The organism is Pseudomonas sp. NY15435, assembly GCF_048068295.1.
Classification (GTDB): Bacteria; Pseudomonadota; Gammaproteobacteria; order Pseudomonadales; family Pseudomonadaceae; genus Pseudomonas.
Genome location: NZ_JBLUQA010000024.1, coordinates 1 through 12,480 on the forward strand (window position 1 = coordinate 1; position 12,480 = coordinate 12,480).

The 12,480-nt window shown below is 67.7% G+C and carries 11 protein-coding genes; 5 read left to right on the forward strand and 6 right to left on the reverse strand.

The features are described 5' to 3' along the window. Positions 1–282 precede the first annotated feature (282 nt). Genes kdpB through kdpF form a run of 3 tightly spaced genes read right to left on the reverse strand, consistent with a single transcriptional unit; the run spans position 283 to position 4,146 of the window. Positions 283–2,343: a potassium-transporting ATPase subunit KdpB gene (kdpB, locus tag ACNFH5_RS30355; protein ID WP_416752620.1), complete on the reverse strand. Its 2,061-nt coding sequence runs from the start codon at positions 2,341–2,343 to the stop codon at positions 283–285. Between the two features lie 10 nt (positions 2,344–2,353). Next, a complete protein-coding gene (gene kdpA, locus ACNFH5_RS30360) occupies positions 2,354–4,048 on the reverse strand; it encodes a potassium-transporting ATPase subunit KdpA (RefSeq protein WP_416752622.1) in 1,695 nt (564 codons plus the stop codon). 8 nt (positions 4,049–4,056) lie between these two features. Then, complete coding sequence (kdpF, locus tag ACNFH5_RS30365) at positions 4,057–4,146, reverse strand: K(+)-transporting ATPase subunit F (RefSeq protein ID WP_009618573.1); 90 nt, start codon at positions 4,144–4,146, stop codon at positions 4,057–4,059. Positions 4,147–4,467: 321 nt separating this feature from the next. Here kdpF and ACNFH5_RS30370 point away from each other — a divergent pair, with 321 nt between their 5' ends. The 5 genes from ACNFH5_RS30370 to ACNFH5_RS30390 all read left to right on the forward strand — a co-directional run bounded on the left by ACNFH5_RS30370 (position 4,468) and on the right by ACNFH5_RS30390 (position 9,332). After that, positions 4,468–5,223, forward strand: coding sequence for a response regulator (locus ACNFH5_RS30370; protein ID WP_416752625.1), 756 nt, complete (start codon positions 4,468–4,470; stop codon positions 5,221–5,223). Further along, entirely contained in the window at positions 5,204–6,337 is a 1,134-nt protein-coding gene (locus ACNFH5_RS30375) for a sensor histidine kinase (protein WP_416752627.1), read from the forward strand. The genes ACNFH5_RS30370 and ACNFH5_RS30375 overlap by 20 nt, the downstream gene beginning before the upstream one ends. A 108-nt stretch (positions 6,338–6,445) precedes the next feature. Beyond that, positions 6,446–7,222: a XopAW family type III secretion system calcium-binding effector gene (gene xopAW / locus ACNFH5_RS30380; protein WP_416752629.1), complete on the forward strand. Its 777-nt coding sequence runs from the start codon at positions 6,446–6,448 to the stop codon at positions 7,220–7,222. Between the two features lie 128 nt (positions 7,223–7,350). Continuing rightward, positions 7,351–7,998: a FadR/GntR family transcriptional regulator gene (locus ACNFH5_RS30385; RefSeq protein WP_416752631.1), complete on the forward strand. Its 648-nt coding sequence runs from the start codon at positions 7,351–7,353 to the stop codon at positions 7,996–7,998. A 53-nt stretch (positions 7,999–8,051) separates the two neighbouring features. Further along, positions 8,052–9,332, forward strand: coding sequence for a CynX/NimT family MFS transporter (locus tag ACNFH5_RS30390; RefSeq protein WP_416752633.1), 1,281 nt, complete (start codon positions 8,052–8,054; stop codon positions 9,330–9,332). Between the two features lie 192 nt (positions 9,333–9,524). On the opposite strand, the gene ACNFH5_RS30395 is transcribed toward ACNFH5_RS30390, so the two are convergent. From ACNFH5_RS30395 to ACNFH5_RS30405, 3 genes are all read right to left on the reverse strand, one after another. Then, positions 9,525–10,580 carry an AI-2E family transporter gene (locus ACNFH5_RS30395; protein WP_416752635.1) on the reverse strand — a complete coding sequence of 352 codons (1,056 nt, stop codon included), beginning with the start codon at positions 10,578–10,580 and terminating at the stop codon, positions 9,525–9,527. A gap of 62 nt (positions 10,581–10,642) precedes the next feature. Next, positions 10,643–11,533, reverse strand: coding sequence for a DUF4892 domain-containing protein (locus ACNFH5_RS30400; protein WP_416752637.1), 891 nt, complete (start codon positions 11,531–11,533; stop codon positions 10,643–10,645). Positions 11,534–11,616: 83 nt separating this feature from the next. Continuing rightward, positions 11,617–12,477, reverse strand: a complete 861-nt coding sequence (locus ACNFH5_RS30405) for an alpha/beta fold hydrolase (protein WP_416752639.1) — start codon at positions 12,475–12,477, stop codon at positions 11,617–11,619. Positions 12,478–12,480: the final 3 nt, after the last annotated feature.

Sequence of the window (12,480 nt, forward strand, 5' to 3'; positions counted from 1 at the left end):
CCCCCCCCCCCCCCCCCCCCCCCCCCCCCCCCCCCCCCCCCCCCCCCCCCCCCCCCCCCCCCCCCCCCCCCCCCCCCCCCCCCCCCCCCCCCCCCCCCCCCCCCCCCCCCCGGGCTACCCTCTCCCCCGCCCTCTCCCTGAAGGGAGAGGGAGTTGTTCGGTGCACCCGGCCCGTTCAGCGCCGGGCGTTGCCTGTAGGAGCGAGCTTGCTCGCGAACAGTCATCCGGCTGCTCCGGCGCTCGGGCGGTTCGCGAGCGAGCTCGCTCCTACGAAAAGCCGATTCAGGCGAGGCCGATAGCGACCAGCAGCATGTCGATCACCTTGATCCCCACGAACGGCGCCACCAGCCCGCCCACGCCGTAGATCAGCAGGTTGCGCCGCAGCAGCTGCGAGGCGTCGCTGGCCTGTACGCGCACGCCGCGCAGGGCCAGCGGGATCAACGCGACGATGATCAGCGCGTTGAACACAATGGCCGAGAGGATGGCGCTCTGCGGGCTGGCCAGCTTCATTACGTTGAGCACGCCCAGTTGCGGGTAGATGCCGGCGAACAGCGCGGGAAGGATGGCGAAGTACTTGGCCACGTCGTTGGCCACCGAGAAGGTGGTCAGCGCGCCACGGGTCACGAGCAGCTCCTTGCCCACCTGCACCACGTCGAGCAGCTTGGTCGGGTCGCTGTCCAGGTCCACCAGGTTGGCGGCCTCGCGGGCGGCCTGGGTGCCGTCGTTCATGGCCATGCCGACATCAGCCTGCGCGAGGGCCGGAGCATCGTTGGCGCCGTCGCCGCACATGGCGACCATGCGGCCCTCGCCCTGCTCCTGGCGGATGCGCGCCAGCTTCTTCTCTGGCGTGGCCTCGGCAATCACATCGTCCACACCCGCTTCGGCAGCGATGGCGGCGGCGGTCAACGGGTTGTCGCCGGTCACCATCACGGTGCGGATACCCATGCGGCGCAGCTCGGCGAAGCGCTCGCGGATACCCGGCTTGACCACGTCCTTGAGGTGGATGGCGCCCAGCAGCTTGCCGTCGGCCACCACCAGCAGCGGGGTGCCGCCACTCTGGGCGATGCGCTCGATCTCCTTGGCGAGGCTTTCCGGCATCTGCGAGCGGTCCAGGCCGACGAAGGCCAGCGCGGCGTCCACCGCGCCCTTGCGGTAGACATGGCCGTCGAAGTCGATCCCCGACAGGCGCGTCTCGGCGCTGAAGGCAATCGGCGTCACACGGTTACGGTCCGGCTCCGGCAGGATGATCTGCGCACGGAGGAACTCGACGATGGATTTGCCCTCGGGCGTATCATCGGCCAGCGAGGCAAGGAACGCGCCTTCGGCCAGTTCCAGCGGTTGCACGCCGGGGGCGGTGTGCAACGCGCTGCAGCGGCGGTTGCCGAAGGTGATGGTGCCGGTCTTGTCGAGCATCAGCACATGCACATCCCCCGCCGCTTCCACGGCGCGGCCCGACTTGGCGATGACGTTCAGGCGCACCAGACGGTCCATGCCGGCGATACCGATGGCCGAAAGCAGACCGCCGATGGTGGTGGGGATCAGCGTGACCAGCAGCGCCACCAGGAACACCAGCGGCAGATTGCCGCCGACGAACAGGGCGAACGGCTTCAGGGTGACGACCACCAGCAGGAAGATCAGCGTCAGGCCGATCAGCAGGATATCCAGCGCCACTTCGTTGGGGGTCTTCTGGCGCTTGGCGCCCTCCACCAGGGCGATCATGCGGTCGAGGGTGGACTCGCCGGGGTTGGCGGTGATCTTCACCAGCAGCCAATCGGAAACCAACCGGGTGTTGCCGGTGACGGCGGAGCGGTCGCCGCCGGATTCGCGGATCACCGGCGCGGATTCGCCGGTGATGGCGGCTTCGTTGACCGCCGCCACGCCTTCGATCACCTCGCCGTCGCCGGGGATCAGCTCGCCAGCCTCGACGCGCACCACGTCGCCCTTGCGCAGGCTGCTGGCGGCGACTTTCTCGAACTTGCCGCTGGCGGTCCGGCGCATGGCCTGCAGGCCCTGGGTGCCGGCCTTGAGGCTGTCGGCGCGGGCCTTGCCGCGGCCTTCGGCGAGGGCTTCGGCGAAGTTGGCGAAGAGCACGGTGAACCAGAGCCACACGGCAATCTGCACGGCGACGAAGGTGGGCACCGCCTCACCACCGACCACACAGAGCACGGTGGTCAGTACGGCAGTCAGGGCCACCACCAGCATCACCGGCGAGCGTTGCAACTGGCGCGGGTCAAGCTTGACAAAGGCCTGCAGCAGCGCCGGTTTCCACAGGGCGGACAGCGCGGTGGTCGGACGTTTCTCGGCGGCCTTGTTCAGGACCAGTTCCAGGGTTTTAGCGTTCATGAAAGGTTCCTCAGAAACCGAGCGTCAGGTGATCGGCCACCGGGCCCAGCACCAGCGTCGGCAGGAAGTTCAGGCCGCCCACCAGCAGGATGGTGGCGGTCAGCAGGCTGACGAACAGCAGGCCGTGGGTGGGGAAACTGTTGGGGCCCACGGGTGTGGCTTTCTTCGCCGCCAGGCTGCCGGCGATCGCCAGCACCGGCAGGATGTAGCCGAAGCGGCCGATCAGCATGGCCAGGGCGATCATCAGGTTGTGGAACGGCGTGTTGGCGCCGAAGCCACCGAAGGCCGAGCCGTTGTTCGCGGTGCCCGAGGTGTAGGCATAAAGCAACTGGCTGAAACCGTGTGCGCCGGGGTTGCTGACCGCCGAGGCCGGGCCGGGCAGGCTGGCGGCGATGGCGCCGAGCACCAGTACGCCGACCGGCATCACCAGCAGGGTCGCCACCAGCAGGCGGACTTCGCGGGCTTCGAGTTTCTTGCCGAGGTATTCGGGGGTGCGGCCGACCATCAGCCCGGCGAGGAACACCGCCACCAGGACGAACAGCAGCATGCCGTAGAGCCCCGCGCCGACGCCGCCGAAGATCACTTCGCCGACCATCATGTTGAGCATCGCCACCATGCCCGACAGCGGGTTCAGGCTGTCATGCATGGCGTTCACCGAGCCGTTGGAGGCGGCGGTGGTGGTCACCGACCAGAGCACGCTGGCAGTGGTGCCGAAGCGGCTTTCCTTGCCTTCCAGCGGCGCGACCTGCTCCACCGGCAGCGCGCTGAGCGCCGGGTTCGGCTGGTACTCGGCCCACAGCGAAGCACCCAGGCCGAGGGCGAACAGCACCAGCATGCAGCCGAGGATGGCGCGGCTCTGGCGCAGGTCCTTCACGTAGTGGCCGAAGGTGAACACCAGCGCGGCCGGGATCAGGATGATCGACACGACCTCGAACAGGTTGCTCCAGATGGTCGGGTTCTCGAACGGATGCGCCGAGTTCACGCCGAAGAAACCGCCACCATTGGTGCCCAGCTGCTTGATGGCGATCTGGCTGGCCGCCGGGCCCAGCGGGATGGACTGGTCGGCGCCCTGCACGGTCAGCGCGTGGGCATAGTCGAGGAAGGTCTGCGGCACGCCCTGCCAGACCAGCAACAGCGCCAGCAGCAGGCACAGCGGGATCAGCCCGTAGAGGGTAGCGCGGGTCAGGTCGACCCAGAAGTTGCCGAGATTGTTCGTCGATTTGCGCGAGATGCCACGGGCCAACGCCACCAGCACGGCCAGGCCGACGGCGGCGCTGACGAAGTTCTGCACGGTCAGGCCGAGCATCTGGCTCAGGTAGCTGAGCGAGGCTTCGCCGCTATAGGCCTGCCAGTTGGTGTTGGTGACGAAACTCACCGCAGTGTTGAACGCCAGCGTCCACTCCAGGCCCGGCAGGTTCTGCGGGTTGAGCGGCAGCAGCCCCTGCAGCATGAGGATGGCGAACAGCAGCACCAATCCCACCAGGTTGAACGCCAGCAGGGCCAGGGTATAGCCCTTCCAGTCCTGCTCGTCTTCAGGATGGATGCCGCACGTGCGATAAATGGCCCGCTCCACCGGCAGGAACACGGGACTGAGGAAGGTGCGCTGCCCCTCCATCACCTTGTAGTAGAAGCGCCCGAGGAAGGGCGCCGGCACCAGCACCAGCGCCAGGAAGGCGACGATCAGCAACACGTCATGACTGTTCATGAACGCTCCTAGGAACGGTCGGCGCGCAAGAGCGCCACCAGCAGGTAGATGAACAGTCCCGTGGCCAGGACCAGGGACACACCGTCGAGCACGCTCATGATTGCTTTCTCCTCACGCGGGCGATTCCATCGCTTGAAACGGCGTTTGCCGCTTGACGGAAATTTTCCGCAAGCAACGCGTAAAGGAGCGATTCCCGCACTCGGCGAGGCGCATAAAGAAAACGTAAAAAACCGCTCTGCAAGGGCATCCCGCGACTTTGTATCGAACCCGATACACAGCGGACACGCTGGCGACACCCGCGGGCCGCAGCCTCGCCGACCATGGCCCGCGCACGCGATGACGGGTTAGCATGCACGTGTCGCATGCCCCTGGCGGCCTCTGGCCATCCTGCCCCACGTTCTCCCGCGACAGGTTTCTTCATGTACCCGACCTCTACCGACGACCCACGCCGCTGGACTACCCGTGCACTGCTGGTGGATGACGACGAGCCGATCCGCGAGCTGCTCTGCGGTTACCTCGCGCGCTTCAACATCGAGACCCACGGCGTCGCCGACGGCGTCGAAATGCGTCGTGCGCTGGAGAACGAAAGCTTCGACGTAGTAGTGCTGGACCTGATGCTGCCCGGCGAAGACGGGTTGTCCCTGTGCCGTTACCTGCGCGCCGAGTCAGACATCCCGATCCTCATGCTCACCGCACGCTGCGAGCCGGCGGACCGCATCATCGGCCTGGAACTGGGTGCCGACGACTATATGGCCAAGCCCTTCGAGCCGCGCGAACTGGTAGCACGCATCCAGACCATCCTGCGCCGTGTGCGCGGCACCAGCCTCACCAGCGAGGAAGGCAGCCGCGGCGAACCGCGCGCCCAGGTGCGCTTCGACCAGTGGCGCCTGGACAGCGTGTTGCGCCAGCTGCATGCGCCCGATGGCCTGGTGGTGCCGCTGTCCAACGCTGAATTCCGCCTGCTCTGGGTGTTCCTCGAACGCCCGCGGCGGGTGCTCAACCGTGAACTGCTGCTGGACGCCGCCCGTGGCCGCGCCATCGAAGCCTTCGACCGCAGCATCGACCTGCTGGTCTCGCGCCTGCGGCAGAAGCTTGGCGACGACCCGCGCTCGCCGCGGCTGATCAAGACCGTGCGCGGTGAGGGGTACCTGTTCGATGTCCGCGACATCGCCTGAGTCCGCGCCCGAGCGCGCAAAGGAAAAACCCCTGGAGCGTGCCGACAGCCTGTTCGCCCGGCTGTTCGGGGTATTCCTGCTGGCCATCGTGGTCGCCCACCTGCTGGCGTTCACCTGGTTCCACCATTACGGTCCGCGCCACGAGCCGCCACCTCCCCCGCCTCCGCCGACGGAACACGGCTTCGAGCGCGGCCCTCCTCCAGGAGGTTTCCAGGCAGGCCCCGAAGGCTTCCGTCCGCCGCCACCGCCCGGCCCGCGCCTGCCGTTCTGGAGCGTGCCTTTCGCCTTCCAGTTGCTGACGCTGATCCTCGCCGCCTATGTTGGCGCACGCCTGCTCGCCCGCCCGGTGCAGCACATGGGCGACGCCGCATTGCGCCTCTCTGAGGACCTGGACAGCCCGCCGCTGCCGGAAACCGGCCCGCGCGAAGCACGCCAGGCGGCCCACGCCTTCAATCGCATGCGCGAACGTATCCGCGAACAGGTGCAGCAGCGCAGCCGCATGCTGGTAGCGGTGTCCCATGACCTGCGCACCCCGCTGTCGCGTCTGCGCCTGCGCGTCGAGGAGATCGACAACCCGCAACTGCGCACCCGCATCGGCCAGGACCTGGCCGAGATGATCGGCATGCTCGACTCCACCCTGCATTACCTGCAGCAGGAACGCGCCACCGAGCCGCTGCAGTGGTTCGACGTGAAGGCGCTGGCCGACTCGCTGGCGGAAGACGCCTGCGAACGCGGTGCCGATGTCGGCGTGGAGGGTTACTGCGCTCCGCTCAAGGTGCAGCCGATGGCGCTGCGCTCGTGCCTGAACAACCTGCTGGACAATGCCCTGCGCTACGCCGGCGATGTCAGCATCGAGTTGCGCGACGGCATGCGCGAGCTGGAAATCCGCGTGCGCGACCATGGCCCGGGCATCCCCGCCGAGCTGCGCGAACAGGTGTTCGAACCCTTCTTCCGCCTGGAAGGCTCGCGCAACCGCAATTCCGGCGGCGTCGGCCTGGGCCTGGCCATCGCCCGCGATGCCGCGCGGCGCCAGGGCGGCGACCTGTACTTCGAGGAAACCCCCGGCGGCGGCGCCACCGCCGTGCTGCGCCTGCCCAGAAGCACAACGGCGTAACGCCGTTGTAGCCGCCAGCAAACAAAGCGCACAAACCCGCGACACAGACATACCCGAGGCTGTCATCAGCGGAGAACCCTCCGCTTCGGCAACCACGGAGATTCCCCCATGATCAGCGGCGTGAGCAGCAGCTATGCGAGCTACTACACCAGCTCGCTCGCCCGTACCCAGACCGCCAGCAGCACCACCGCCACACAGGGCGGCGGCACTGGCAACTCCCAGGGCGCGGCGAAATTCCAGGAAGACCTGTTCAAGTCCATCGACAGCGATGGCGACGGCAGCATCAGCAAGGACGAACTGACCAGCGCGCTGTCGTCCAGTGACGACTCGAACAGCAGCGACATCGACATCGACGCCCTGCTCAGCGAGCTGGACAGCGACAGCAGCGGCGGCATCTCCCAGGACGAACTGGCGGCGGCCATGCCTCCTCCCCCACCACCACCCGGCGACATGGGCATGGGCGATTCCGCCGAAGACCTGATCAGCGCGCTGGACAGTGACGGTGACGGCAGCATCAGCAGCGACGAACTCTCCGCCCTGGGAAGCAGCGACGACAGCGAACGCCTGAGCGAGCTGTTCAGCCAGCTCGACGCGGACGGCAGCGGTTCCATCAGCAGCGACGAGCTTTCCAGCGCGCTGCAGGCCCAACGTCCCGAGGGCCCGCCGCCGCCCCCGCCGGCTTCGGCCGCCAGCGGCTCGTTCGACAATTCCTCCAGCAGTTCTTCGGACAGCACGACGACCACTGCCACCAGCACATCGTCGACCAGCGCCAACACCGGTGCCGCCTACCAGAAACTGGTGGCCAACCTGCTCAAGCAGTACCAGAGCAGCGAAGTCACAACCCTCCAGGCGACCAGTGGCAGCCTGGTGAACATCGCCGCCTGATCCGCGTCGATGCCCACCGCCGGAGCGCCCCCCGCTCCGGCGGCCCTCTCTTCTTCCCGGATTGCCAGCCAGCGTGGAACTGTCCTAATCTTGGCCTCACCAAATTCATCCGATGATTGGATGTTTCAATGCCAAGCCCCATTCAGAAGCGCTCGCTGGTGGACATCGCCCTCGAGCAGATCCACCTGCGTATCGCCGACGGCACCTGGCCACTGGGCCAGCGCCTGCCTCCGGAGCCGGAACTGGCCGAGTCCCTCGGTATCAGCCGCAATACCGTGCGCGAAGCGGTGCGCGTGCTGACCTTCTCCGGCGTGCTGGAAGTGCGCCAGGGCGACGGCACCTACGTGCGCGCCTGCGCCAACCCGCTGGACACCATGCTGGTGCTGGCCCGCAGCTCGGTGGAGCAGGCACTGGAAGCACGCGGCGTCATCGAAGTGGAAGCCAGCCGGCTGGCCGCCGAGCGCCGGACCGAAGCCGACCTCGCCGCCCTGCGCGAAGCGCTGGAAGCCTCCGCCGTGCATCACGGCGGATCACTGGATCAGTACATCGCCCATGACCTGGCCTTCCACCAGCGCGTGGTGGACAGCGCCCACAACCCGGTGCTCAGCGAGCTGTACCGCTACTTCTCCCAGGTGATCCGCGCCGGCCTGGAGCGCACCATCGGCGACCCGACCCGTCCGCAGCCGAGCTTCGAGCTGCACCGCGAGCTGCTGGACGCCATCGCCCGTGGCGACGCCGACGCGGCGGCACAGGCGAACCGCGCGCTGCTGATCTGATTCCTGATTCTTTCTACGAACGCTTTCTGCCTTGCTGCCCTGGAATGCCCACCATGTCCTTGCCCAATGACCCGAAAGACGCCGAGCACAAGGTGTCCTGCCCACCCGAAGAGCTGCTGATCGACGCCGAAGACGACAGCACTGCCAAGGCCGCCCCACCCCCGCAACGCACCTGGCTGTTGCTGCTGGGCCTGGTGCTGGTGGCGATCAACCTGCGCCCGGCGCTTTCCAGCCTGTCGCCGCTGCTCAACACCGTGCGTGACGGCACCGGTCTGTCCGCCGCCGCCGCCGGCCTGCTGACCACCTTGCCGGTGCTCTGCCTGGGCCTGTTCGCACCATTGGCGCCGATGCTGGCTCGGCGCCTGGGCGCCGAGCGCACCGTGCTGCTGATCCTCTTCACCCTGGCCGGCGGCATCGTCCTGCGCAGCCTGTTCCCGGTGGCCGGACTGTTTCTCGGCAGCCTGGTAGCCGGCGCCAGCATCGGCATCATCGGTGTACTGCTGCCGGGCATCGTCAAACGCGACTTCCCGCACATCGCCGGGACCATGACCGGCGTCTACACCATGGCCCTGTGCCTGGGCGCCGCCACCGCCGCCGGATCCACCGTGCCGCTGGCAGGGCTGATGGGCGATAGCTGGCAACTGGCGCTGGCGTTCTGGGCGATCCCCGCCATCGTCGCAGCAGTGATCTGGTTGCCGCAGACCCGCCAGAACCATCACGCCCATCGCCCGGTATACAAGGTAAAGGGCCTGTGGCGCGACCCGCTCGCCTGGCAGGTCACACTGTATATGGGCTTGCAGTCGTCGCTGGCCTACATCGTTTTCGGCTGGGTGCCGTCCATCCTCATCGACCGCGGCCTGAGCGCAGTGGAAGCCGGGCTGGTGCTTTCCGGCTCGGTAATGGTGCAGTTGTTCAGCGCCCTGGCGGCGCCCTGGCTGGCCACTCGTGGCAAGGATCAGCGCATTGCGGTGGTGATCGTCATGAGCCTGACCCTGGCTGGCCTGCTCGGCCTGCTGCTCGCCCCGCTGAGCGGCATCTGGGGCTGGGCCGTGGTTCTGGGCCTTGGCCAGGGCGGTACCTTCAGCATTGCGCTGGCGCTGATTGTGCTGCGCTCTCCGGACTCCCACGTCGCCTCCAACCTCTCCGGCATGGCGCAGGGCGTGGGCTACACCCTGGCGGCCTGCGGGCCGTTCCTGGTAGGCGTGGTGCACGACGCCACCGGCGGCTGGGCAGCAACCGGCGTGATCTTCGTGGTGGTGACGGTGGCGGGTATTGTCTTCGGCCTGGGCGCAGGGCGGGACAAGCTGGTGCAGGTGAAGAGCGAGCACGTCTGACACCTGAAACCGCAGGGCGCATAACCCGTTCGGGATTGCGCCTTACCTGTAGGAGCGAGCTTGCTCGCGAACCCGCCCAGCACCTGAGCCGCCGGGCAACCCGTTCGCGAGCAAGCTCGCTCCTACAATGTGCGACGGCTAACGTGGCGCGGTGATCCTCACCACAGGGCCGTAGGGCGCATACTGCATGCTTCAAACTACCGGCGGCGGCGGTGGCCGGTGTGAGCTATCGACCCAGGCGCTGATCAGGTTGTAGACCACCGCCAGCAGTACCGGCCCGAGGAACAGGCCGATGAAGCCGAAGCTGAGCAGCCCGCCGAGCACACCCAGCAGCACCACCACCAGCGGCAGGTTGCCGCCGCGGCTGATCAGGTAGGGCTTGAGGATGTTGTCCACGCCGCTGATCACGAAGAAGCCCCAGATCGCCATGAATACCGCGTAGCCGTAGCTCTCCTGGTAGAACAGCCAGATCACCGCAGGCCCCCAGATCAGCGGTGGCACCATCAAGAGGCTGCAGACGAAGGTCAGCAGGCCCAGCACCAGCGGGCCCGGCACACCGGCAATGAGGAAGCCGATGGTCGCCAGCACCCCTTGCGCGGCGGCGGTGCCGATCACCCCGTTTACCACCCGTTGCACGGTGCCGGCGATGATGTCCATGTACTGCTGTGCGGTATCACCGATCAGGCGCTGCAACATGCCGTGGGCGAATGCCTGCAGACGCAGGCCGTCGCGGTAGAAGAAGAAGATCAGCACCAGGCTGAGCACCAGCTCGAAGATGCCAGCGCCCAGCTTGGCGCTGCGCGCCAGGGCCCAGTTGCCCACCTCGCCCATGTACGGTTTGAGCGCGGAGAACATCGCCACGCCCTGCTGGTCCGCCTGGTACCACCAGCCGATCAGCCGGTCGCCGACCAGCGGCACCCGTGCCATCCATTCCGGCGGCGGCGGCAACCCGGAGACCTGCAGGTTCTTCACCAGCTCCACGCCTTCGCGTACCCGGTCCACCAGGCCGAAGCCCAGCCACACCAGCGGCAGCGCCACCAGGACTATCCAGCAGAGGGTGAGCAAGCCGGCGGCCGCCGCTTGGCGTCCACCCAACAACTGAGTGAGCAGGCGCATCAGCGGCCAACTGGCAAAGGCCAGCACGGCCGCCCAGACCAACGCCGACCAGAAGGGCAGCAACACCCAGATGCTGGCCGCGAGCAGGCCAAGCAACAGCAGGCGCAGCAACAGGCGATCGTTGTCGAACATTGGAAACCCCGATTGGCTCGAAAGCCCCAGTGTAGGGCGTTTCAGCCTTCAGCGTAGGGGAATCAGTGCAGCCAGGTCAGATGCAGGCCGTCGCCATCGTCCTTACCCTGCTCCAGACGCGCATCGCGCACGCCCTGTGCGGTGAGTGCGGCGCGCCAGTCGCCGGCGTGCTGGCCGGCAAGCTCCACGCGCACGCCGGTATCCAGGCGCAGTGTGCGCACCAGCAGGTCCAGCCAGGCGCCGCCCGGCTCCTGCGGCACGTGGCTCAGGGTCAGTTCGCCGTTGGCCTTGAGCAGGCGCATCAGGGTCGCCGGGCTGGGCAACAGTTCGCCAAGGGCAGCGCCGCTGTCCAGTTGTTCGGCATGCAGGTAGGCGCGTCGGTTGCCGCGGGTGATGGTGTAGACCGCCAGCAGGCTGTTCTCGTGGGGCGCGGCAAGGCGCACCAGCAGGTAAGCCTGCTGATCGTCCGGGCCGAACAGCTTGGAATTGCCGAACACCGAGTTGGCCAGCAGGTTGCTGGAACCGCAATCGCGGCTCTCGCACCAGAACAGCGGGGTGGCGTCGGCCTTGAGCAGGTCCTTGCGCGCGGCGGCGAAGGCGCTCTGGCTGGAGTCCTCGTCGGGCAGGCGGTAGGTCACGGCGGTCAGGTCGCCGATGGCGCGCACCTCCCCTTCCATCCGCAGGCGCCCGCTGATGCGGCTGATGGAGCCCTGGGGGTAGATACGTTCCTGGCTGGCGGCCTGGTTGAAGTCGACGATCTCCGAACGCGGGAAGCGCGGGAGTATCTCCAGGTCGTGGCTGTCAGGCAGATCGGCGGCGCCGGCAATGCTGGCGAAGCCGAGTAGCCCGCTGGCGATCAGCGTGCGGAGCAGCCGTGACATCCGGTGCGCGTCGGTCCTGACGAAGTGAGGGTTTTCCGGCCCCTGGCGCGCGGCGGTCTGGATGTCGAGCATGCACAATCTCCCTGAAGCGATCCGTGCAGCGTCGCGGCCGGCCCCGCTTTAGTCAAGCCGCAGGGCGCTACCGGGTGTTTCCCTCAGGCTTGCAGGAAGGGTCGGAAGATAGCGGCGACGGCATCGGCGCCCGCCTCATCATCCAGGTGCAAATGGTGCTGGCCGGGGAGCTCATGCACCTCGAAGGGCCGGTCTTTCAGCAGTTCGCGGGTGGCCGGCTCGACCAGCATCAGCCCTTGCTGCGCCAGCACCAGGCTGGTGGGGCACTGCACGGACTGGACGAATTGTCGCGCATGGGCACGGGTCAGGCGCAGCGGCGACGGCAGGGTCAGGCGCGCATCGGTGCGCCAGGTGTAGCCACCGGGGACCGGCACCAGACCACGGGAGGCCAGCAGTTCCGCCGCTTCGCGGCTCACCGCGCCCACGCCCTTCATGCGTGCTTCCACAGCGCGATCGATGGCTTCGTACACCGGCTTGCGCTTGTTCGGCAGTGCCAACTGCGCCCGCAGGGCTTCGCCGAGCTTCTGCGGCGACGTGTCCGGCTCGCCGGTATAGGGCACCAGGCCGTCGATCAGCGCCAGCCGCTCGATGCGCTCAGGCATGGCACCGGCCAGCAGCACCGAGACGATGGCGCCCATGGAATGCCCGAGCAGGGAGAAGCGCTCCCAGCCCATCTGGTCAGCCACCATCAGCACATCCAGCGCGTAGTCCCACAGCAGGTAGCTGGCGCCGGGTGCGCGGTGGCCAGAGTGGCCGTGGCCGGCGAAGTCCAGGGCGAGGATACGCACGCCTTCGAGCTTGGGCGCCAGGCGGGCGAAGCTCATGGCGTTGTCCAGCCAGCCGTGCAGGGCGATCACCGGGCGGCCATCCTCCGGGCCGAAGAGGTGCGCGGCCAGCTCGATGTGCGGCAGGTTCAGGCGGATTTCCTGGACTTTGGCGGTCATGGC

Excerpts from the sequence above, each read along its gene's own strand:
- ACNFH5_RS30370 (WP_416752625.1), top strand. The coding sequence starts at position 4,468 with ATGTACCCGACCTCTACCGACGACCCACGCCGCTGGACTACCCGTGCA.
- ACNFH5_RS30400 (WP_416752637.1), bottom strand. The coding sequence starts at position 11,533 with ATGCTCGACATCCAGACCGCCGCGCGCCAGGGGCCGGAAAACCCTCAC.
- kdpB (WP_416752620.1), bottom strand. The coding sequence starts at position 2,343 with ATGAACGCTAAAACCCTGGAACTGGTCCTGAACAAGGCCGCCGAGAAA.
- ACNFH5_RS30385 (WP_416752631.1), top strand. The coding sequence starts at position 7,351 with ATGCCAAGCCCCATTCAGAAGCGCTCGCTGGTGGACATCGCCCTCGAG.
- kdpA (WP_416752622.1), bottom strand. The coding sequence starts at position 4,048 with ATGAACAGTCATGACGTGTTGCTGATCGTCGCCTTCCTGGCGCTGGTG.
- xopAW (WP_416752629.1), top strand. The coding sequence starts at position 6,446 with ATGATCAGCGGCGTGAGCAGCAGCTATGCGAGCTACTACACCAGCTCG.
- ACNFH5_RS30390 (WP_416752633.1), top strand. The coding sequence starts at position 8,052 with ATGTCCTTGCCCAATGACCCGAAAGACGCCGAGCACAAGGTGTCCTGC.
- ACNFH5_RS30375 (WP_416752627.1), top strand. The coding sequence starts at position 5,204 with ATGTCCGCGACATCGCCTGAGTCCGCGCCCGAGCGCGCAAAGGAAAAA.
- ACNFH5_RS30395 (WP_416752635.1), bottom strand. The coding sequence starts at position 10,580 with ATGTTCGACAACGATCGCCTGTTGCTGCGCCTGCTGTTGCTTGGCCTG.
- kdpF (WP_009618573.1), bottom strand. The coding sequence starts at position 4,146 with ATGAGCGTGCTCGACGGTGTGTCCCTGGTCCTGGCCACGGGACTGTTC.
- ACNFH5_RS30405 (WP_416752639.1), bottom strand. The coding sequence starts at position 12,477 with ATGACCGCCAAAGTCCAGGAAATCCGCCTGAACCTGCCGCACATCGAG.